At 69.3% G+C, this 22,122-nt stretch carries 19 protein-coding genes; all 19 read left to right on the top strand.

Annotated elements, in window-relative coordinates; translation table 11 throughout:
- Positions 1-24 precede the first annotated feature (24 nt).
- The 19 genes from AC1RQK_RS34790 to AC1RQK_RS34700 all read left to right on the top strand — a co-directional run bounded on the left by AC1RQK_RS34790 (position 25) and on the right by AC1RQK_RS34700 (position 22,117).
- The gene (locus tag AC1RQK_RS34790; protein ID WP_492374037.1) at positions 25-1,218 is read left to right on the top strand and encodes an acyl-CoA dehydrogenase family protein; all 1,194 of its coding nucleotides are present in this window, start codon (positions 25-27) and stop codon (positions 1,216-1,218) included.
- Positions 1,219-1,237: 19 nt separating this feature from the next.
- Positions 1,238-2,980: an FAD-dependent oxidoreductase gene (locus AC1RQK_RS34785; RefSeq protein WP_492813926.1), complete on the top strand. Its 1,743-nt coding sequence runs from the start codon at positions 1,238-1,240 to the stop codon at positions 2,978-2,980.
- 25 nt (positions 2,981-3,005) lie between these two features.
- Positions 3,006-3,524 carry a flavin reductase family protein gene (locus tag AC1RQK_RS34780; protein ID WP_045240863.1) on the top strand — a complete coding sequence of 173 codons (519 nt, stop codon included), beginning with the start codon at positions 3,006-3,008 and terminating at the stop codon, positions 3,522-3,524.
- Between the two features lie 27 nt (positions 3,525-3,551).
- The gene (locus AC1RQK_RS34775; protein WP_492813924.1) at positions 3,552-5,333 is read left to right on the top strand and encodes an FAD-binding protein; all 1,782 of its coding nucleotides are present in this window, start codon (positions 3,552-3,554) and stop codon (positions 5,331-5,333) included.
- Positions 5,317-6,084, top strand: coding sequence for an SDR family oxidoreductase (locus AC1RQK_RS34770; protein ID WP_492813922.1), 768 nt, complete (start codon positions 5,317-5,319; stop codon positions 6,082-6,084). The genes AC1RQK_RS34775 and AC1RQK_RS34770 overlap by 17 nt, the downstream gene beginning before the upstream one ends.
- An 11-nt stretch (positions 6,085-6,095) precedes the next feature.
- A complete protein-coding gene (locus AC1RQK_RS34765) occupies positions 6,096-7,124 on the top strand; it encodes a 2Fe-2S iron-sulfur cluster-binding protein (RefSeq protein WP_492813920.1) in 1,029 nt (342 codons plus the stop codon).
- Between the two features lie 37 nt (positions 7,125-7,161).
- Complete coding sequence (locus AC1RQK_RS34760) at positions 7,162-8,754, top strand: FadD3 family acyl-CoA ligase (RefSeq protein ID WP_492813939.1); 1,593 nt, start codon at positions 7,162-7,164, stop codon at positions 8,752-8,754.
- Between the two features lie 1,001 nt (positions 8,755-9,755).
- The gene (locus AC1RQK_RS34755) at positions 9,756-10,652 is read left to right on the top strand and encodes a VOC family protein (RefSeq protein WP_492376420.1); all 897 of its coding nucleotides are present in this window, start codon (positions 9,756-9,758) and stop codon (positions 10,650-10,652) included.
- A gap of 4 nt (positions 10,653-10,656) precedes the next feature.
- A complete protein-coding gene (locus AC1RQK_RS34750; RefSeq protein ID WP_492376421.1) occupies positions 10,657-11,547 on the top strand; it encodes a CoA transferase subunit A in 891 nt (296 codons plus the stop codon).
- A gap of 26 nt (positions 11,548-11,573) precedes the next feature.
- Positions 11,574-12,377, top strand: coding sequence for a CoA-transferase subunit beta (locus tag AC1RQK_RS34745; RefSeq protein ID WP_492376422.1), 804 nt, complete (start codon positions 11,574-11,576; stop codon positions 12,375-12,377).
- Positions 12,378-12,385: 8 nt separating this feature from the next.
- Positions 12,386-13,276 (top strand): enoyl-CoA hydratase, encoded by an 891-nt coding sequence (locus AC1RQK_RS34740; RefSeq protein ID WP_492376423.1) that lies wholly within the window; start codon positions 12,386-12,388, stop codon positions 13,274-13,276.
- Positions 13,273-14,382: an NAD(P)H-dependent flavin oxidoreductase gene (locus AC1RQK_RS34735; protein ID WP_492376424.1), complete on the top strand. Its 1,110-nt coding sequence runs from the start codon at positions 13,273-13,275 to the stop codon at positions 14,380-14,382. Before AC1RQK_RS34740 ends, AC1RQK_RS34735 begins: the two co-directional genes overlap by 4 nt.
- A gap of 19 nt (positions 14,383-14,401) precedes the next feature.
- Positions 14,402-15,220 (top strand): enoyl-CoA hydratase family protein, encoded by an 819-nt coding sequence (locus AC1RQK_RS34730; RefSeq protein ID WP_492376425.1) that lies wholly within the window; start codon positions 14,402-14,404, stop codon positions 15,218-15,220.
- Between the two features lie 9 nt (positions 15,221-15,229).
- Positions 15,230-16,399, top strand: a complete 1,170-nt coding sequence (locus tag AC1RQK_RS34725) for an acyl-CoA dehydrogenase family protein (RefSeq protein ID WP_492813916.1) — start codon at positions 15,230-15,232, stop codon at positions 16,397-16,399.
- A gap of 52 nt (positions 16,400-16,451) precedes the next feature.
- Positions 16,452-17,552: an acyl-CoA dehydrogenase family protein gene (locus AC1RQK_RS34720; RefSeq protein ID WP_492813914.1), complete on the top strand. Its 1,101-nt coding sequence runs from the start codon at positions 16,452-16,454 to the stop codon at positions 17,550-17,552.
- Positions 17,553-17,566: 14 nt separating this feature from the next.
- Positions 17,567-18,718, top strand: coding sequence for an acetyl-CoA C-acetyltransferase (locus AC1RQK_RS34715; protein WP_492376428.1), 1,152 nt, complete (start codon positions 17,567-17,569; stop codon positions 18,716-18,718).
- Between the two features lie 50 nt (positions 18,719-18,768).
- Positions 18,769-19,644 carry an SDR family oxidoreductase gene (locus AC1RQK_RS34710; protein ID WP_492376429.1) on the top strand — a complete coding sequence of 292 codons (876 nt, stop codon included), beginning with the start codon at positions 18,769-18,771 and terminating at the stop codon, positions 19,642-19,644.
- Between the two features lie 44 nt (positions 19,645-19,688).
- Positions 19,689-20,867 (top strand): acyl-CoA dehydrogenase family protein, encoded by a 1,179-nt coding sequence (locus tag AC1RQK_RS34705; RefSeq protein ID WP_492376430.1) that lies wholly within the window; start codon positions 19,689-19,691, stop codon positions 20,865-20,867.
- Positions 20,868-20,902: 35 nt separating this feature from the next.
- On the top strand, positions 20,903-22,117 hold the full coding sequence (locus AC1RQK_RS34700; RefSeq protein WP_492376431.1) for an acyl-CoA dehydrogenase family protein: 1,215 nt from the start codon (positions 20,903-20,905) through the stop codon (positions 22,115-22,117).
- Positions 22,118-22,122 lie beyond the last annotated feature (5 nt).

The following is a 22,122-nucleotide window of genomic DNA, read 5'->3' as shown; positions in this document are numbered from 1 at the left end:
GGTGGCCGGCAAGAGGAGATGGCGGTGCATCGAGACAACTACCCCGAAGGACTGGCGGCCGAACTGATCGGCCGCGCGCACGAAATGATCCCGGTGCTGGCGCAGCGCGCTGGCCAGGCCGAGGCGCAATCGCGCATCCCGGCCGAAACCGTGGCCGACATGCAGGCCGCGGGCTTCTTCAAGGTCTTGCAGCCGCGCCGCTACGGCGGCTATGAACTGGACCCGCAAACCTTCTTCGACATCCAGATGGCCCTGGCCAAGGGCTGCATGTCCACCGCCTGGGTCTATGGCGTGGTGGGCGTGCACAACTGGCAGCTCGCCTTGTTCGACGGCAAGGCCCAGCAGGACGTCTGGGGCGCGGACAACGCCACCCTGATCGCCTCGACCTATATGCCGGTGGGCAAGGTGGTGCCGGTGGACGGCGGCTTCCGCTTCTCCGGGCACTGGAAGTTCTCCAGCGGCAGCGAACTGTGCGACTGGATCTTCCTCGGCGGCCTGGTGCCGCCGCAGCAGGCCGGCGCCGCGCCCGAGTACCGCACCTTCCTGCTGCCGCGCAGCGACTACACCATCGTGCGCAACTGGGATGTGCTGGGCCTGCGCGCCACCGGCAGCCACGATATCGTGGTGGACGACGTGTTCGTGCCGGCCTACCGCACCCATAGCGCCATCGACGGCGCCAAGGGCACCAGCCCGGGCTTGTCCCTCAACCAGGCACCGCTGTACCAGCTGCCGTTCGCCCAGATCTTCGTGCGTGCCGTCTGCACGGCCTGCATCGGCGCGCTGGAAGGCGGGCTCGACGATTTCATCGCCTATGCCGATGGCCGGGTCAGCGCCAACAGCGGCGGCAGGACGGCCGAGGACGGCGGCGCGCAACTCGCCTGCGCCAACGCGGCGGCCGGCATCGATGAGATGCGCACCATCCTGCACCGCAATTTCGACGAACTGATGGCAACGGCGCAGCGGGGCGAGCAGCTCGATACCGCGCGCCGCTTGCATTTCCGCTACCAGTCGTCACAGGTGGCCCAGCGGTGCGCGCAACTCGCCGACAGCCTGTTGCGCTACGCCGGCGGCAACGGTATCTACGTCACCAATCCGCTGGTACGCCGCTTCCTTGACCTGCATGCGGCGCGTGCCCACTACGCCAACAACCTGGATCGCTTCGGCCAGAACCTGGGCGGCGTGATGATGGGCCGCGCCAACACCGATTTCTTTATCTGAGGCCGGCGTGGAGCGGAACATGAACCAGGGCACAGGGCAGGCAGGCGGCACCGCGGTGTTTGATGTAGTGGTGGTCGGCTCAGGAGCGGGCGGCATGCTGGCCGCCTGCCGCGCGGCGGATCGCGGTCTGTCCGTGGTAGTGCTGGAGAAGAGCGGCCTGTATGGCGGTACCTCGGCGGTGTCCGGCGGCGGAATCTGGATCCCGCTCAACCACCATATTGAAGAAGCTGGCGGCAGCGACAGCTACGACGCCGCGCTCACCTATCTCGAGGCGTGCACCGAAGGCCGCTCCACGCCCGCCAAGCTGCGTGCTTACCTCGAGCACGGTCCGCGCATGCTTAGCTACCTGGAGCAGCGCACCGCGGTGCGTTACTACTCGTTGCCGCGCTACGCCGACTACTTCCAGCGCTTGCCGGGCGCGCTGCCCGGATATCGCGCGCTGGATCCGATGCCGTTCGACGGCGCGCAGCTGGGCGAGGAGTTCGCGCGGCTGCGGCCGCCTTCGCCGGGGACGCTGGTGGCGGGCCGGGTGGCGGTGACCTCCGCCGAGGCCCACGCCATGCTGAGCAAGAGCCGGGGCTGGCTGGGCGTGGCGGCCCGGCAGTTCGGGCGCTATTGGCTGGATCTCGGCTGGCGCCGCCGCACCGCGCGCGACCGCCGGCTCACGCTCGGCAACAGCCTGGTGGGCGGCTTGCGCCACGCCATGATGAAGCGCGGCATCCCGCTGTGGCTCGATACCGCGCTGGAAGACCTGCTGGTGGAGGAGCACGGCGGCGCGGCGCGCGTCACCGGCGTGCTGGCGCGGCGCAATGGCGCGCAGGTACGCATCGAAGCCCGGCGCGGCGTGATCCTGGCCGCGGGCGGCTTCGAGCGGAACCAGGCCATGCGCGAGCAATACCTGCCGCATCCCAGCCGGGCCGAGTGGAGCGCCACGCCGCCGCACAACACCGGCGACGGCATCCAGGCCGCGCAGCGCGCGGGCGCGGCGCTGGAGCTGATGTCGCATGTCTGGGGCGCGCCAACGGTGAAGGTCAGCGGCGAGGAAAAGCAGCGCGCGATCTTTGTCGAGCGCGCCTTGCCCGGCTGCATCGTGGTCAACGGGCAGGGCAGGCGCTTCGTCAACGAGGCCGCGCCGTACTCCGAGTTCGTGCCCGCGATGTACCGCGACCACGAGCGGACGGGCTGCAGCGTGCCGGCGTGGCTGGTGTTCGATGCCACCTTCCGCCGCAAGTATCCCTGCGGGCCGATCCTGCCCGGCTCGGTCATGCCGGACCGCCGCATCCCGGCCCCCTTCGCGGACGTCCTGCTGCGCGCCGATTCGCTCGACGCGCTGGCGCGGCTCGCCGGCATCGACCCGGGCGGCCTGGCGCACACCGTCGAGCGCATGAACGGCTTTGCGGCGAGAGGCGTGGATGAGGATTTCGGCAAGGGCGACAACGTCTTCGATACCTATTACGGCGACACCCAGGTCCGTCCCAACCCGTGCCTGGCGCCGATCGGCCGCGCGCCGTTCTACGCGGTGCGCATCGACGCTGGCGATATCGGCACCAAGGGCGGGCTGGCGACCGACGCCAGCGCCCGCGTGCTGCGCGAGGACGGCTCGCCCATCGACGGGCTGTTCGCCATCGGCAATACCAGCGCCTCGATGATGGGCGCCAGCTATCCGGGCGCGGGCTCCACCATCGGGCCGGCCATGACCTTCGGCCTGATCGCCGCCGATGTGCTGGCGGGCGGGGCGGCCGGGCAGGGCCAAGCGGACTAATACCATCACACAGGCAGGAGGCATGATGAACCAGACTATTTCCCCGTCGCTGCGCGACGATATGCTGATGGCAATGCGCCGCATGGCGCGCTCGGTTGCGGTGGTCAGTTGCCGCGAGGGCGAGCGCCGCTATTCGATGTCGGTCACCGCGGTCGATTCGCTGTCCGCGGACCCGCCTTCGCTGCTGATCTGCATCCATCGCAATGCCTCGATCTACCCGGCCCTCAATGCCGGGGTGGATTTCTGCGTCAACCTGCTGGCGGCCGATCATCGCGACATTGCTGTCGATTGCAGTGGCCGGCTCAAGGGCGAGGACCGCTTTACCACGGGCCAGTGGGAGGCCGACCCGCTGGGCGTGCCTTTCCTGCGGGATGCTCAGGCAAACCTGATCTGCGAGCAGGACGGCCGTTTCGACTATGGCACCCACGCCGTCTTTATCGGCCGCCTGCGCGAAGTCCGGCTGGCCGGGGAGGTGGCGCCGCTGGTCTATGTGGATGGCGCCTACTCCACCTCGGCGCCGCTGGCCAGCCTGCGGGCGGCGTAAGGTGAACCCAGTGCCGGAGCCTGCGCGATGACCGCCAACGCCTTCGTTCCCGATCCCGCTTCTGATCTCGCATCTGATCCCGCCTGCGGCGGCGTCAACGCGGTATTGCCGCCGCTGGTCGTCGCCGACCCGGACGCCTACCGTTGGGATGCGCGCTGCGACGTGGCCGTGATCGGCTTCGGCGCCGCCGGCGCCTGCGCGGCGCTGGAAGCTGCTCGGGGCGGGCTCGGCGTGATCGTGGCCGAGCGCTTCGAAGGCGGCGGCGCCAGCGCCAGGAGCGGCGGCGTCGTGTATGCCGGCGGTGGCACGCCTTACCAGCACGCCGCCGGCTACCGTGACACGCCCGAGGCCATGGCGGCTTACCTGCGCCAGGAGGTTGGCGATGCAGTGGGCAATGCCACGCTGCAGGCTTTCTGCGCGCACAGCGCGGGCATGATCGGCTGGCTGGAGCAGCTGGGTGCGCGCTTTGCCGCCACCGTGCCGCCACGCAAGACCTCGTATCCCGCGCAGGACTACTACCTCTACTACTCGGGCAACGAGGCCGTGGCGAAGTACGCGCGCCACGCGGAGCCTGCGCCGCGCGGCCATCGCTGCCAGGGCAGCGGCATGTCCGGTCACGTGCTGTACGGCGTGCTGCGGCGCGCGGTGCAGGCGCAGGCCGAGGTGGACGTGATGCGCCACGCGGCGGCGCGCCGCCTGATTGTCGATGGACGGGGCATCGTCATTGGCGTGGAACTCCGGCGCCTGCCGCCGGGCCGCCTGCAACGCCGGCATGCCCGCCTGGCGCGCTGGGCCGAGCGCCTGCACAACCTTTCCCCGGCGCTGGCCGATGCCTTGCGCCGGCGCGTGACGCAGCTGGAGGACGATTTCGCGCTGCCCTGTGCAGTGCGTGCCGGCGCCGTGGTGCTGGCCACCGGCGGCTTCATCTTCAACCCGGCCATGGTGGCCGCGCATGCGCCCAAGTACCGCCGCAACTGGCGCCTGGGCACGACCGGCTGCGATGGCAGCGGGATCCGCCTCGGCCTGTCGGTCGGGGCGGCGGCGCGCCACCTGGAGCGTGTTTCCGCGTGGCGCTTCATCAATCCGCCGTTCGACTGGGCGCGCGGCTGCGTGGTCGACGCGCAAGGCGCGCGCATCGGCAACGAGGAAGTCTACGGCGCGCGGCTGGGCCACGCCATCTGCGAGGAGCACGGCGGCCGCGCATGGCTGATCCTGAACGCCGGGCTGGCGCGCGCGGCCCTGCGCGATTGCGTCACCGGACGCCTTTGGGCCTTCCAGCGCGTGCCCGCCATCATGCTGATGCTGTTCGGCGCCACGCGTGCGCCGGGTATCGCGTTGCTGGCCGACAAGCTGGGCATGCCGCGCGCGGCATTGCTGGCGACGCTGGCTGCGTATAACGCGGCGGCGCGCGGCGAGCAGCCCGACCCCACTGGGAAATCCGCGGCGATGTGCGCATCGCTGGAACGCGGGCCCTACCTGGCCATCGATATCTCCGCGCATAGCCGCGCTTTTCCCTGTCCCGCCATCACCCTTGGCGGCCTGCGCGTGGACGAGGCGTGCGGCCAGGTGCTGGCGGAAGGAGCCGGCGGCCAGGCGGCGCCGATCCCGGGCCTGTACGCGGTCGGCCGCACCGCGGTCGGCATCGCTTCGAATCACTACGTGAGCGGCCTATCGCTCGCCGACTGTATCTGGTCGGGGCGCAATGCCGGGCGCCATCTCGTTGCCCTGGCAGCCCGGGCGGACCAGCAGGGCCGCAATGAACACATCGACGAACACACCAAGGAGACAAGCCATGAGCAACCGAGTTGAAGGAAAGATCGCCATCGTCACCGGCGCCGCCAGCGGTGTCGGCAAGGAAGATGCCTTGCTGCTGGCGCGCGAGGGCGCGCGCGTGGTGCTGACCGACCTGAACGAGGAGGCCGGCCATGCCGTGGCGCGCGAGATCGGCGACGCCGCCATCTTCGTGCCCCACGATATCGCCAGCGAAGCCGGCTGGCAGCAGGTCATGCAGCGCACCCAGGAGCGTTTCGGCATGCCGGACGTGCTGGTCAACAACGCCGCGGTGCTGGCGCTGGGCTCGGTGGAGGACACCACGCTGGCGCAATGGCAGGGCATCATGCGCATCAATGCCGATGGCTATTTCCTGGGCTGCAAGTATGGCGTGGGCGCGATGAAGCAAAACGGCGGGGTCATCGTGAACATGTCTTCCGTGGCGGCGCTGGGCGGCATGAGCATGTTCTGCGCCTACAGCGCCAGCAAGGGTGCGGTCACCGCGCTCACCCGCAGCGTGGCGGCCTACTGCAAGCAGCGCGGCTACAAGATCCGCTGCAACTCCGTGCATCCGGACGGCATCCTGACGCCGATGACGGCTGCCCTGATGCAAGGCGCGGCCGACGCCCCGGCCACCCATGAGCAAGCGGGCGGCGATCCGATGCAACGCATGTGCCTGCCCGGCGACGTGGCAAACCTGGTGCTGTTCCTGGCCTCCGATGAGTCGCGCTACGTCAACGGCGCCGAGCTGCGCATCGACAATGCGCAGACCATCATGGGCATCGCCTGATCGCGGACATCATGGTGCAAGCGCAATTCCACCCGCTGCGCATCGCCCAGGTGGTGGCCGAGACCGACGAGGCAAGCTCGCTGGTGTTCGAACTGCCCGAAGGACTGCGCGATACCTTCGCCTATCGGCCAGGCCAGTTCCTGACGCTCAAGGTGCCGCTGGAGGGCGCCGCGCAGCAGCGCTGCTACTCGCTGTCCAGCAGCCCCCAGGTCGACAACGCGCTGCGGGTGACCATCAAGCGCGTGCGCGGCGGGCGCGTATCCAACTGGATCTGCGACCAGCTCGGCGCCGGCGACACGGTTGACGTGATGCCGCCCGCGGGCGTCTTCACGCCACGCAGCCTGGATGGCGACCTGCTGCTGTTCGCCGGTGGCAGCGGCATCACGCCGGTGCTGTCGATCGCCAAGGCTGCGCTGCGCCATGGCGGCGGCAACGTCACGCTGATCTACGCCAACCGCGATGAACGCAGCGTGATCTTCCGCGACGCGCTGCGCGACCTGGCCGCGCGCCACGCGCACAGGCTGCGCGTGATCCACTGGCTGGACAGCGTGCAAGGGCCGCCCTCGCAGGCCCAGCTCGAAGCGCTGGCCTCGCCGTGGGGCCATGCCGACTGCTTTATCTGCGGGCCGGGGCCGTTCATGGACGGTGCCCAGGCCGCCCTGCAGGCCCTTGGCGTGGCACGCGAGCGGATTCACGTGGAGCGCTTCGGCGCGCCGCCGCCCGCCGCAGGGCAGGCCGAAGAAGCGGCCCCGCCGGCTTCCGCACCGGCTGCGCTGGAGGTGGAGCTGGATGGACTGCGCCACCGGCTCGACGCGCAGGCGGGCGAGACCGTGCTCGACGCCATGCTGCGCGCTGGCATTGCGGCCCCGAACTCCTGCCGCTCCGGCTTGTGCGGCGCCTGCATGTGCCAGGTGACGCACGGCGAGGCGACGCTGGGCGAAAACCATGTGCTCGACACCGCCGACCGCGAGGCCGGCTGGACCCTGGCCTGCCAGGCCCGCGCGGCCGGCAGCGAACTGCACCTGAAATTTCCCGACTGACATGATGACAACCGACACCATCGAAACCGCCCAGGGGATGGCCGACGCCGCCAGCGCGGGGCAGACCGTTCCCGCCACCATCCCGCAGCTGGTACGCACAGCTGCCGCGCGCCACGGCGCGCGCATCGCCATCCAGGAGGACGGGCTGCGGCTCAGCTTCACGGCGCTGGACGCGCTGCGCGCGCAGGCGGGGCGTGCCCTGCTCGCGCTCGGCGTGGTGCCTGGCGACCGGGTCGCCGTGTGGGCGCCCAACCTGTCGGAATGGATCGTCGCCGCCCTGGCCACGCACAGCGTCGGGGCGGCGCTGGTGCCCATCAATACCCGCATGAAGGGCATGGAGGCCGGCGCGATCCTGGCCGATAGCGGCGCGCGGGTGCTGTTCTGCATCGACGACTTCCTCGGCGAGAGCTATCCGGAAATGCTGGCGCCGCACCGGCCCGCCACACTGGAGCGCGTGGTGGTGCTGCGCGCGCGCGCGGGGCGGCAGATGGCGCCGGATGAGCTTGCATGGGCAGATTTCCTGGCCCTGGCACCGCGGACCAGCGAGGCGGAGTTCCGTGCGCGCGAGCGTGCCGTAACCGGCGACACCCTGATGGACATCATGTTCACCTCGGGCACCACCGGCCGCCCGAAAGGCGTGATGACCGCGCATGCGCAGAACCTGCAGGCCATCCACGGCTGGGCCTCGATCACCGGCGTGGAGGCTGGCGACCGCTACCTGATCGTCAATCCCTTTTTCCACACCTTTGGCTACAAGGCCGGGTGGCTGGCGGCGCTGGTCAGCGGCGCCACCATCCTGCCGCACCTGGTGTTCGATGCCGAGGCGGTGATGACCCGCGTCGAGAACGAGCGCATCACGGTGCTGCCCGGCCCGCCGACGCTCTACCAGACTCTGCTGAACAATCCGCGCTTGCGGGAATTCGACCTGTCCTCGCTGCGCGTCGCGGTTACTGGCGCGTCGGCGATCCCGCCCGTGCTGATCCAGCGCATGCAGCGCGAACTGGGCTTTCGCGAAATCTTCACCGGCTATGGCCTGACGGAATCGTGTGGGTTCGCCACGCTGACCCGCGCCGGAGACGATGCCGATCTCGTGGCGCTGACCTCGGGCCGCGCCATGCCCGGTATCGAGCTGCGCTGCCTGGATAGCGACGGCCTGCCGGTGCCGGCAGGCGAGCCCGGGGAGGTGGCGGTGCGCGGCTACAACGTGATGCGGGGCTACTTCCAGCTGCCGGAAGCCACTGCGGAAGCGATCGATGCGGGTGGCTGGCTGCGCACGGGCGATGTCGGTACGCTGGACGTGCGTGGCAACCTGCGGATCACCGACCGTATCAAGGACATGTTTATCGTCGGGGGCTTCAATTGCTATCCGGCTGAGATCGAGAAGCTGCTGGTGTCGCATCCGGCGATCGCGCAGGTGGCGGTGGTGGGCGTTGCGCACGAGCGCCTCGGCGAGGCAGGCAAGGCCTTTGTGGTGTTGCGGCATGGCAGCAAGGTTGGTGCCGATGAGTTGATTGACTGGGCACGGCGGCATATGGCTAATTACAAGGTGCCGCGGGAGGTGGTGTTTGTGCAGACGTTGCCGACTAGCGCGGCGGGCAAGATTCTCAAGTACAGGTTGCGGGAGGGGTGATGGGACATGGGGCTGGGTTGAGGCTTCTAGCTGCTGGCGCAGACGAGCGTGGGTGGGCGGGGTTTTATTGCTTCTAGCTCCTGTCGCGGCTGTACGGGGTTGGCTGTTTTAGAACGTGTGAGATGTCACTTCTCTTTACTCGTAAAGAGAAGTAACCAAGAGAAAGCGATCCTTGCAGGAGGCTGGCTTATTGGGGTTGCGCAGCCCAATGGTTTCGTCGTCAGGCCCTGGGTTCTAATGAACTCGTGTCGTTACCGCTTTAGAGCACCACGACCCAGCCAATGCCCAGGGTTTCGTGGTGGTCCCCCCGGTAGCGGCCACTACGAATTTCAAGCCGTCTGTCGCTCGCGGGGTGACGGGCCACGAAGTTGCAAGCGTTCCGTTTCCGTCGTGGGCGCGGTGGCACCGCCGGAACAGTTCTGAGGGATTCACCACCGCGCCCACCCCACCACGAAACCATCATGGCATGATATATCGTGGGACGTTGCGCCGGTATCGGCAGATGCATGAATGAGCAGAGATGCCGCTACCGAGCAGCCTCACCACGAAACCAGCGTCATTTGCTGGAGCGTGGTGCTCTAAACCGGTAACGACACGAGTTCATTAGAACCCAGGGCCTGACGACGAAACCACCGGGCTACGTAATCCCAATAAGCCAGCCTCCTGCAAGGATCGCTTTCTTTTGGTTACTTCTCTTTACGAGTAAAGAAAAGTGACATCTCACACGTTCTAAAACGGCCAACCCCGTACAGCCGCGACAGCAGCTAGAAGCCCCAAAACACCGCCCACTCACGCTAATCTGCATCAGCAGCTAGAAGCAGGAAAACCCCACCCCAAAAACGCCAAAACCCGCGCCAGTGGAGCTAGAAACAGCAAACCAATCCCACAAGGCTAGTCCCAACAGACGATGTACACATCCCGCATCCGCTGAACAATGGCTTCACCAACCTGCCGCACCCAACCCGGCAGCAAATGAATTCCAAGAACAGCGAGGAGGCAGCATGATGGACATCCGAGCACTCGGCTATATCGTCGTCGAGTCCACCGACACCGAACGCTGGCGCCACTACGGCGAGCAAGTGCTCGGCATGGCGTGCACCAACGCCCCCCATGGCGCGCTCTACCTCAAGATGGACGAGCGCGACTACCGCTACCTGATCGTACCCGGCAAGCAGGACCGCTACCTGGCATCGGGCTGGGAGCTGGCCGGCGAGGCGGCTTTCGACCACGCGCTTGCAACGTTGCGCGCGGCCAACGTGGAAGTCACCCATGCCAGCGAGACCGAGCGCATCCAGCGGCGCACCCAGGCCATGGCGTGGTTCACCGATCCTTCCGGCAACCGGCACGAGATTTTCTGGGGCATGCGTTCGGACTTCCTGCGCTTTGTCTCGCCCATCGGCGTGTCGTGCTTCGTCACCGATCCGCTGGGCGCGGGGCACTCCGTGCTGCCGGCCCCCGTCTTCGACGAAACCTATGCCTTCCTGCGCGATGTGATGGGCTTCGGCCTGTCGGATATCTTCCGCGCGCGCTTCACCACGGATCCGGCCGAGCCGGAGAAGCGCATCCACTTCCTGCATTGCGGCAACGGGCGGCACCACAGCCTGGCCATCTTCGAGGCGAGCGCGCCCAGCGGCTGCATCCATGTGATGGCCGAGGTGCAGGACATGACGGAGGTGGGCCGCGCGCTCGACCGCGCGCAGCAGCATGGCGTGGCGCTCTCGGCCACGCTGGGCCAGCACTGCAACGATCGCGTTGTTTCCTTCTACATGAAGACGCCCGGCGGCTTCGACCTCGAGTACGGCTACGGCGGGCTGGTGGTCGACTGGAGCCAGCACGCCGCCTACGAGGCCACCCGGGTCAGCCTGTGGGGCCACGATTTCAGCATCGGATATCGCTAGAACTATGCTCAAGACACTGGACAAGACCATGACCGCGGCCGAAGTGGCCGCCCGCCTCGCCGATGGCATGACCATCGGCATCGGTGGATGGGGGCCCCGCCGCAAGCCGATGGCGCTGGTGCGGGAAATCCTGCGCTCGCCGCTGAAGGATCTCACCGTGGTGGCCTACGGCGGCCCGGAAGTCGGCATGCTGTGCGCTGCCGGCAAGGTGCGCAAGGTGGTGTTCGGCTTCGTCTCGCTCGACGTGATCCCGCTGGAGCCGCATTTTCGAGGGGCGCGCGAGCGGGGGGAAATCGACGTCTGGGAACTCGACGAGGGCATGTTGCAGCTCGGCCTGCGCGCCGCCGCCGCGCGCCTGCCGTTCCTGCCGACGCGCGCCGGGCTCGGGACCGACGTGCTGGCCCACAACCCCCAGCTCAAGACCGTCCGCTCGCCCTACGCCGATGGCGAAGTCCTGCTGGCGATGCCGGCCATCGCGCTGGACGCCGCGCTGCTGCACGTCAACGAAAGCGATGTGCTGGGCAATACCCGCATCGACGGCCCGGATCCCTTCTTCGACGAATGGTTCGCGCGGGCGGCCGGCCAGTGCTATGTGAGCTGCGAGGTCCTGCACGGCCGCCTGGAGGACGAAGACCTGGCGCGGGCGCGCAACAACCCGTTCGAGCGCGCGCTCGTCAGCGGCGTGGTGCACGCACCGGGCGGTGCGCATCCCACTTCCTGCGGGCCTGCCTATGGTTTTGACCTGCCGCAGTTGAAGGCTTACTGCGCCAGCGCCGAGCAAGCGGCGGGCTTCGCCACCTACCGCAAGGACGTGATCGGCGACACCGAAGCCGGCTACCTGGACAAGATCGGTGGCATGGGCCACGTGCTGGACCTGCCGTTGCCGGTCCTTTGAACCCGTCACAAGGAGAAGGAGCCATCGTGAGCGCCACTCAACAATTCACTCTCGCCGAACTGATGATCGCCGCCGCGGCCCGCGCCTGGCGCGACGACGGCGAGGTCATGGCCACCGGCATCGGCACCGGCCCGCGCATCGCGGCCGGGCTGGCGCGGTTGCTGCACAACCCCGGCCTGATGCTGACCGACGGCGAAGCCTACCTGGTGGAAGAGCCGGTGCCGCTGGGGCGCCGCGAGGCGGGCTTCAAGGTGCGCGCCAGCGGCTGGATGGGCTATGCGCGCGTGTTCGACTGCCTGTGGGGCGGGCGCCGGCATGCGCTGGTGATGCCCACCCAGATCGACCGCTTCGGCCAGGCCAATATCTCCATGCTCGGCGGCACGCATGCGCGGCCAAAGAAGCAGCTGCTCGGCGCACGCGGCTTTCCCGGCAACAGCATCCACCACGCCAACTCCTTCTTTGTGCCGGCGCATAGCCCGCGCGCCTTTGTCGCCGGCGAGGTCGATATGGTGTGCAGCGTGGGCTATAACCCGGCGCGCCGGATCGAAGGCATGCGCAGCTTTGTCGACCTGCGGGTCATCGTGACCGACCTGTGCGTGATGGATTTCACCGGTCCCGATCACGCCATCCGCGTGTGTTCGCTGCATCCCGGCGTCAGCCTGGAGCAGGTGCGGGCAGCCACAGGCTTCGCACTGGCCAACGCATCCGGAGAAATACTGCCGGAAACGGCCGCGCCCACTGCGGAGGAGCTGGCCGTCATCGTCCGGCTCGATCCGCACAACCTGCGTGCCACCATCGTGCGCGACAACCCGGCCGTTCGCGGCGCGTGAGGAACACCATGTCATCGCAAGCCACCGAATCCCTCGGGCTGGGCCCCAACGCCGAGGTGCTCTATGCAGCGGCCGACGGCGTGGCCACCGTCACCATGAACCGGCCGCAGTACCACAACGCGCAGAACTCCAAGATGACCTACGCGCTGGACGAGGCCTTCCGGCGCGCGGCTGCGGACGACGCGGTCAAGGTCGTGATCCTGCGCGGCGCCGGCAAGCACTTCTCGGCCGGTCACGATATCGGCACGCCGGGGCGCGACATTGGCGAGTCGTTCGAGCGCGTCTCGCTCTGGCCCGACCATGTGGGCAAGCCCGGCGGCGAGATGCTTTACACCCGCGAGCAGGAGGTCTACCTCGGCATGTGCCGGCGCTGGCGCGACCTGCCCAAGCCGACCATCGCGATGGTGCACGGTGCCTGCATTGCCGGGGGCCTGATGCTGGCCTGGGTGTGCGACCTGATCGTCGCGTCGGACGATGCCTTCTTCGCCGATCCGGTGGTGCGCATGGGCATTCCGGGCGTCGAGTATTTCGCGCACGCCTACGAGCTCAACCCGCGCATCGCCAAGGAATTCCTCTTCATGGGCGAGCGCATGGATGCCCAGCGCGCCTACCAGATGGGCATGGTCAACCGCGTGGTGCCGCGCGAGGCGCTGGATGCCGCTGCGCAGGGCATGGCGGCCAAGATCGCGCAGATGCCACGGCTGGGCTTGAGCCTCACCAAGCAGGCCATCAATCACGTGGAAGAACTGCAGGGCAAGCGCGCCGCCATGGATGCCGCCTTTGCCTGGCACCACTTCGCCCACGCCCACAACGAGCTGGTCAGCGGCGACAAGCTGGGCGGCTTTGATGCACGCGCCATGGCGGCATCGCAACGCACCGGCGAGGAGAAGGCGGCATGAGCGGCGCGCCCCTGCATACCGTGCTGTGCGACTTGCTGGGTTGCCGCTACCCGATCGTGCAGACCGCGATGGGCTGGGTGGCCGATGCCCGCCTGGTGGCCGCCACCAGCAATGCCGGGGCCTTCGGCTTCCTGGCCGGCGCCACCATCGAGCCGGGCGAAGTCGAGCAAGAGATCCTGCGGGTGAAGGCGCTCACGGGCCAGCCCTTCGGCATCAACTTCCATATGTTCCAGCCCAACGCGGATGAGGTAGTCGAGATGGCCATCCGCCACCGGCTGCGCGCGGTCAGCTACGGGCGCGGGCCGGACGCCGCCATGATCGGCCGGCTCAAGGCCGCGGGCGTGGTGTGCATGCCCACCGTGGGCGCAGCCAAGCACGCCGCCAAGGCCGTGGAACTGGGCGCTGACGTGGTGACCGTGCAGGGCGGCGAGGGCGGCGGGCATACGGGTGGCACGCCCACCACGCTGCTGCTGCCGCAAGTGCTGGACAAGGTGGCGGTGCCGGTGGTGGCCGCGGGCGGCTTCTTCGACGGCCGCGGGCTGGCGGCGGCGCTGGCCTACGGCGCGGCGGGGATCGCCATGGGCACGCGCTTCCTGATGTCGAGTGAGTCGCCGGTGCCGGCGCAAACGCTGGCGCGCTACGTGGCGGTCCGGGACGCGGCGCAGATCCGCGTCTCGCTTGCCATCGACGGCTTGCCGCAGCGGATGATCGACAACCGCCTGCTGCTGGCGCTGGAGCAGGCCGGACCGCTGCGCCGCACGCTGATGGCGCTGGCCACCGCCCGCCAGTGGCGCCGGCACAGCGGCATGGGGCTTGTGCAGATGCTGGCGGTTGGCTGGCGCGCGCTGCGCCAGCACGACTACACCGCGGCGCAAACGCTGATGGCGGCTAACGCGCCTGTGCTGATCCAGCGCGCCATGGTCGAAGGCCATCCCGACGAAGGCGTGCTGCCAAGCGGACAGGCCGCGGCGGTCATCGGCGCCATTGAATCCTGCGAGCAGATTGTTGCCCGCATCGCCGCGCAGGCCCAGGCGCGCCTGGCTGCCCTGGCGGGACCAGCCAGCGCCAGGCCGGAACGCAGCAACCCCATCCAAGCCATCTATTGAATATTGAAGGCAGACGTTCATGACAACGACGAGATCAAGCGAGCCTGTAGCACAGGACGGTACCGAGCCCTTCCACATCGAGGTGCGGGACGGCGTGGCGGAACTGGCGATCGCCCATCCCCCGGTCAACGCGCTGGGCAGCGCGGGCTGGCATGCGCTGGCGGCGGCCATCGAGCGGCTCGGCGGGGATGACGCCGTGCGCGTGATCGTGCTGCGCGGCGAGGGGCGCGGCTTCTGCGCCGGGGTCGACATCAAGGAGCTTGCGGCCTACCCGCAGCGCATCGTGGCGGTCAACGCCGGCAACTACGCCACTTTCCGCGCGGTCCACCGCAATCCAAAGCCTGTTATCGCGGCGGTGCACGGCTTCGTGCTCGGCGGCGGCATCGGCATCTGCGGCGCGGCTGACATCCTGATCGCCGCCGAGTGCGCGCGCTTCGGCGTGCCGGAGATCGACCGTGGCGCCATGGGTGGCGGTGCCCACCTGCAGCGCATGTTTGGCGTGCAGAAGGTGCGGGCGATGTATTTCACCGGCGACATGATCGACGCCGCCGAGGCCTACCGCCTGGGGGCGGTGGAACGGGTGGTGCCGCGCACGGCACTACGCGATACCGCGCTGGAGATGGCGCGGCGGATCGCCCGGAAGAGCCCGGCCATGGTGCGCCTGGCCAAGGAGGCGCTCAACGGCGTGGAGGACGGCAATCTCGAGGACAAGTACCGCTGGGAGCAGGGCTTCACGCTGCAAGCCTACATGAGCGCGGATTCCGACGAGGCGCGCGCCGCCTTCGTGGAAGGGCGCGAGGCGCGCTTCGCGGCGCAGGCTCCTACCGTCAACGCCTGAGGTGGCCAGATGCATCTTGAATACACCGAACGCCAGCAGGCCTTCCGGGCCGAGATCCGCGCCTGGCTGGCCGAACGCGTGCCGCGCGCGCCGCTGGCCAGCTTCGACACCGCCGAAGGCTTCGCGCAGCATCGTGCCTGGGAGCGCACCCTGTACGAGGGGCGCTGGAGCATGGTCACCTGGCCCAAAGAGCTGGGCGGACGCGGCTGCGACCTGATCGAATGGCTGATTTTCGAGGAGGAATACTGGCGGGCCGGCGCGCCGATGCGCGTCAACCAGAACGGCATCTTCCTGCTCGGGCCGACCTTGATGGAGTTCGGCACGCCGGAGCAGAAGGCGCGTTTCCTGCCGCGCATGGCCGCCGGCGAGCACGTGTGGGCGCAGGGCTGGTCGGAGCCGAACGCGGGCTCCGACATGGCCGCGATCCGCTGCACCGCCATCCGGCAGGGCGACGAGTACGTGCTCAACGGGCAGAAGATCTGGTCGACCCGCGCGGTCTGGGCCGACTGGCTGTTCGGCCTGTTCCGCACCGATCCCGGCTCGTCGCGCCACCACGGCCTGACCTTCCTGCTGATGCCGCTGGATACGCCGGGCATCACGGTGCGGCCCATCCGCCAGCTCAACGGCCTGACCGGCTTTGCCGAGATCTTTTTCGACGATGTGCGGGTGCCGGCGGAGAACCGCCTGGCGGCGGAGGGCGCGGGCTGGCAAGTGGCGATGGCCACCGCCGGTTTCGAGCGCGGGCTGATGCTGCGCTCGCCGGCGCGCTTCCAGGAGACCGCGAGGGCGCTGGTGCAACTCTATCTCGAGCATCGGGAGCAGGCCGACCGCGATCCCTCGCTGCGTGAAGCGGTCACGCGCGCCTGGATGGATGCCGAGGCCTATGCGCTATCCACCTACGCCACCGCCAGCAGGCTGGTCAGGGGCGGACAGATCGGCGCGGAGTCCAGCACCAACAAGGTGTTCTGGTCCGAGCTGGATATCCGCATGCACGAAACCGCGCTGGCGATCCTTGGCCAGCGGGGCGAGCTGGTGCCCGCGCAAGACGCGACGCAAGGCACGCTCGGTGCCTGGCTCGACGGCTTCCTGTTCGCGCAGGCCGGGCCGATCTACGCGGGCACCAATGAGATCCAGCGCAACATCGTCGCCGAACGCATGCTGGGAATGCCGCGCGCCTGAGCGCGCGGCGGCTGACAGTCCGGCTTCGTCCTCGACTCAACCGTGAACCACCATGGAATTCGCATTTAACGAAGAGCAGCAACAGTTCGTCGATTCGATCAGGCGCTTTCTGATGATCGAAATGACGCCGGAACTGGCGCGGGAACAATGGAGCAGCGCAAGCGGCCGCTCCGACGCGCTTTGGCAGCGGCTGGCCGGGCAGGGCCTGACGGCCGTGCTGGTGCCGGAGGCTTGCGGCGGCCTGGGCCTGTCCGAAACCGAGTGGGCGCCGCTGGCGCAGGAGTGTGGCTACTTTGCCCTTGCCGAACCGCTGCTGGACACCGCGCTGGTGGCGGCCGGCATGCTGTCGGACTGCCACGCCGCCACGCGGGACACAAGCACCCGCGAACGCTGCGAAAGCTGGCTGGGCCGCATCGCGGACGGCAGCGTGCGCGTGGCGGTGGCGCATCCGGGACAAGCCATGGTGGCCGACGCCCATGTCGCCGACGCCATCCTCTGCGAGCACGGTGGCGCGCTGCACCTGGTGCCGCCGGCGCAGGCCACGCTCGCCGCGCACGCGAGCCTTGATCCCTCACGCCGGCTCTTCGCGCTCAGTTGGGCGCCGGACGACGGCAGCCTGCTGCTGCCCGCGACGGCCGCGAAGCCCGTGTGGGAAGCCGCGTTCAACCGCGGGGCGCTCGGCGTCGCCGCGCAGATGCTCGGCCTGACGCAGCGCATGCTGGATATCGCTATCGACTACAGCATCCAGCGCAAGCAGTTCGGCAAGGCCATCGGCGCCAACCAGGCGCTCAAGCACCTGCTGGCGGATGTCGCCATCCAGCACGAATTCGCCAAGCCGGTGGTGTACCGCGCGGCCTGCACGCTGGCGCAAGGCCATGGCACCGCCGGGCTGCATGTGTCGCACGCGCTGCTGGCCGCCACGCGCGCCGCGCTGCTCGCGGCGCGCAACACCATGCAGGTGCACGGCGCCATGGGCTACACGTGGGAGCTGGACCTGCAGATCTTCATGAAGCGCGCGTGGGCCCTGGCCGACAGCTGGGGCGACCGGGCCTTGCACAAGGCGCGCGTGGACGCGCACATCCTCGGCGGGGCCGCGCCGATCGGCGCCGGCGCCACCTTTGCCACCACAGCCAACTCGGCATCAACACTTTGACAGGCGGAATGACCATGAGAGATGCATATATCGTCGACGCGCTGCGCACCCCGACCGGACGCCGCAAGGGCGGCCTGGCACACATGCACGGGGCCGACCTTGGCGGCTTCGTGCTGGCCGAGCTGGTGGGGCGCAACGCCATCCCGGCCGCGGAGTACGACGACGTGGTGTTCGGCTGCGTCGACACCATCGGGCCGCTGGCCGGCAATATCGCCCGCAGCGCCTGGCTGGCTGCCGGGCTGCCGCTTGCTGTGCCCGGCGTGACAGTGGACCGCCAGTGCGGTTCGTCGCAGCAGGCTGTGCACTTCGCCGCGCAGGCGGTGATGAGCGGCAACCAGGACGTGGTCGTCGCCGGCGGCGTGCAGACCATGACGCAGATCCCGATCTCGTCGGCCATGCTGGCCGGGCAGGCGCTTGGCTTCTCCGATCCGTTCTCCGGCAGCAAGGGCTGGCAGGCGCGCTTCGGCGACCAGCCGGTGTCGCAGTTCGACGCCGCGCAGCGCATCGCCGGGCACTGGAATCTGTCGCGCGGGGCAATGGAAGCCTACGCGCTGCAAAGCCACCAGCGCGCGGCCATGGCCATCGAGGGCGGCCGCTTCCAGCGCGAGATCGTGCCTTGCGCAGGCGTAGTCCATGACGAAACGCCGCGGCCCGATACCACGCTCGCCAAGATGGCATCGCTCGAACCACTGATGCCCGGCAGTGCACTGACCGCCGCCGTTTCCAGCCAGACCGCGGACGCGGCGGCGGCATTGCTGGTGGTCTCCGAAGACGCGCTCAAGCGCTACGGGCTGACGCCGCGCGCGCGTATCGCCCATATGAGCGTGATGGGTGACGACCCGCTGTGGATGCTGACCGCGCCCATTCCCGCCACGAAACGCGCGCTGGTGCGCAGCGGCCTGCGCTGGGAGGACATCGACGTGGTGGAGATCAACGAGGCGTTCGCTTCGGTGGCGATGGCCTGGCTGGCCGAGACCGGCTACCCGGCCGAGCGCACCAACCCGAACGGCGGCGCCATCGCGCTGGGGCATCCGCTCGGCGCCACCGGCGCGCGGCTGATGACCACGCTGTTGCACGAGCTGGAGCGCACGGGCGGCCGCTACGGCCTGCAGACCATGTGCGAGGGCGGCGGCCTGGCCAACGTCACCATCATCGAGCGCCTGTGAGCCGGGTTCCCGGGGTACTGGCGCAAGCAACGGACAAGGGGAGTAGCGACATGGGAATCTGCGACGGACGGACCGTCATCATCACCGGCGCCGGCGGCGGCCTGGGGCGCGCCTATGCGCTGGCCTTCGCAGCGGAAGGCGCCAGCGTGGTGGTCAACGATATTCGCCGCGAGGCGGCCGAGGCGGTATGCGCGCAGATCCGCGCGCAAGGCGGGCGGGCGCTCGCCAGCGATGACGACATCACGCAACTGGCCACGGCCCAGCGCATCGTCGATGCCGCGCTGGCGGCGTTCGGCGAGGTGCACGTGCTGGTCAACAACGCCGGCATCTGCCGCGACCGCATGTTCGTCAGCCTGAGCGAAGCCGACTGGGACGATGTGATGCGCGTGCACCTGCGCGGCCACTTCTGCCTGGCCAACCTGCTGGCCCGGCGCTGGCGCGACGCAGCCAAGGCCGGACGGCCGGTCGATGCGCGCATCATCAACACCAGCTCCGGCGCGGGGCTGCAAGGCTCGGTGGGCCAGTCCAACTATGCCGCCGCCAAGGCCGGTATTGCCGCGCTGACGCTCGTGCAGGCGGCGGAACTGGCGCGCTACGGCATCACCGCCAATGCGCTCGCGCCGGCGGCCCGCACCGGCATGACCGAAGGCGTGTTTGCGGAGATGATGAAGGCGCCGGCCGAAGGCTTCGACTACTACGACCCGGCCAATATCGCGCCGCTGGTGGTCTGGCTTGGCAGCGCGGCTTCGCGCCATGTCACCGGCCGCGTGTTCGAGGCGGCGGGCGGCATGGTGGCGGTGGCGCACGGCTGGCGCACCGGCGCGAGCACCGACAAGGGCACGCGCTGGCAAGCGGCCGAGCTGGGCGGCGCGATCGACGCGCTGCTCGCCCGCGCCGAGCCGGCGCAACGCGTCTACGGCACTTGAGGCGGGGACGGACGATGCGCTTCACGCTCTCCCTGGAACAACAAATGATCCGCGACACCGCGCGCGATTTCCTGGCCGTGCGCAGCGATTCGGCGGCGGTCCGGCGGGTGGTGGATGCGGTTGCGGGCACGGCGCAGGACGGCCATGACACCGCCCTGTGGCGGGAAATGGCCGGCGAGCTGGGCTGGTGCGGCATTGCCTTGCCGGAGGCGGCCGGCGGCGCCGGGCTGGGCGCCGTCGAGCTGGCGCTGCTAATGGAGCAGATGGGCCAGCGGCTGGCCTGCGTGCCGTACTGGTCGGCCATCTGCCTGGCGGCGCCGGCGCTGGCGGGCAGCCTCGCGCCCGAGGCCGCCGCGCCGTGGCTGGCGCGGCTGGCGCAGGGCGAGGCGCGTGCCGCGCTGGTCTTGCCCGGCTGGATGGCGCCCGGCGCGGATGGCTCGCTCGATGCCGATGCGCTGACCGTCACTGCCGCCGCGGCCGGGCATGGCTTCGTGCTGGACGGGCAGGTGGCGCAGGTGTTCGACGCCGCCGGCGCGGACTGGCTGCTGGTGCCCGCGCGCCTGTCCGGCGACGCGGCAGGGCAGCCGGCGCTGTTCCTGTTGCAAGCGGCGGCGCTGGCAGGCCAGCCAGGCTTCGGGCTGCGCCGGCTGGCGGTGCTGGACCGTACCCGAGCGCTGGCGGACCTCGTCTTCGACGGGCTGCGCGTGGAGGCTAACGCTTGCCTGGCGCAAGGCGCCGGAGTGGCGGCGGGCGTAGGCGCCGCCGTGTGGCACGGCAGCCTGATGCTCGCCGCCGAGCAGCTTGGCGGCGCCCAGCAATGCCTTGACCTCACCGTGGCTTATGCCGCCGAGCGCATCCAGTTTGGCCGGCCGATCGCCGCCTTCCAGGCGGTCAAGCACCGCTGCGCGCAGATGATGGTGGCGGTGGAAGCCGCGCGCTCCGCGGTGCACGGCGCCGCGCGGGCCTGGCAGGCGGGCGCGGCAGGCGGCGCGGCAAGTGACAGGATCGACGCAGCCAGGCTCGATGTTGCCGCCGCGCGCCTTGCCGCCGGCGACGCCTTCGGCTTCTGCGCCCAGGAAGCCATCCAGTTGCACGGCGGCGTGGGCTTTACCTGGGAGTACGACCCGCAGCTCTATTTCAAGCGCGCGCAGGCCGCCGGCGGCTGGCTGGGAGGTGCCGCCGCCGCGCTCGCCCGGATCGCCGACGGCCTGTTGGCCGCATGAGCCATATCAGCAGCGCAAGGACAAGCATGGATTCGATGGAAAACCAAAATGCCTCCGCTGGCCAAGCGCAACTGCGCGCGGAGGTGGCGGACTGGATGTCCGCCAACCTGAGCGGCGAATTCGACTGCCTGAAGCATCGCGGCGGCCCCGGCGACGAAGAGGCGCATCCGGGGCTGCGCAAGGCCTGGGAGCGCCGCCTGGCCGAAGGTGGCTGGACCTGCGTGGGCTGGCCGCAGGCGCACGGCGGGCGCGGCCTGCCGGTGATGTCGCAGGTGATCTTCCAGGAGGAGTACGCGCGTGCCGGCGGCCCCGGCCGCATGGGCCATATCGGCGAAGGGCTGATCGGCCCGACCCTGATCGCCTTTGGCAGCGAGGCGCAGCAGGCCCGCTTCCTGCCGGGCATCCGCAACGGCACGGAGTTCTGGTGCCAGGGCTACTCGGAGCCGGGCGCCGGCTCGGATCTCGCCAATGTGCGCACCCGCGCCGAGCGCGATCCCGTCACCGGGGACTGGCACGTGAGCGGGCAGAAGGTGTGGACCTCGCTGGCCCACGAGTCGGACTGGATCTTCGTGCTGGCGCGCTGCGATGCGGCGTCGCGCGGCAACAAGGGCCTGGTTTTCCTGCTGATGCCGCTGGCGCAGCCGGGCGTGGAGATCCGCCCGATCCGCCAGATGGGTGGCGGTGTGGAGTTCAACGAGGTGTTCTTCGATGGCGCGCGCGCCGCCGCCGGCGATGTGCTGGGCGCGCCGGGCGACGGCTGGCGCATCGCCATGGCGCTGCTGGGCTTCGAGCGCGGCATCTCCACCCTGGGCCAGCAGATGCAGTTCACCCACGAGCTTGGCTGGATCGCCGAGGCCGCGCGCGCCAACGGCGCCTGGCAGGACGCTGCGCTGCGCCAGCGCATGGCGCGCGCCTGGGCCGGCTTGCGGGTGATGCGCTACAACGCGCTGCGCATGCTGGAAGGCGCCGAGGGCAGTGCCGGCGATGCCAGCGCGGCGCTGCAGCGCGAAACCCTGATCTACAAGTACTACTGGTCGAACTGGCACCGCGACCTGGGCCAGCTCGCGCTCGACGTGCTTGGCCCCAACGCCAACCGGATCGACGAAGCGGACGTGCGCCGCACGCGCCTGCAGCAGATGGCGCTGTTCTCGCGCGCCGACACCATTTACGCCGGTACCAACGAAATCCAGCTCAACATCATCGCCGAGCGCGGGCTGGGCATGCCCCGCGAGGCCAGAGGACAGTCATGACTGAA

The organism is Cupriavidus sp. GW822-FHT02D05 (assembly GCF_058802485.1).
Note: the sequence above shows the minus strand (reverse complement) of the source record. Positions and strands in the feature narration are given on the sequence as shown.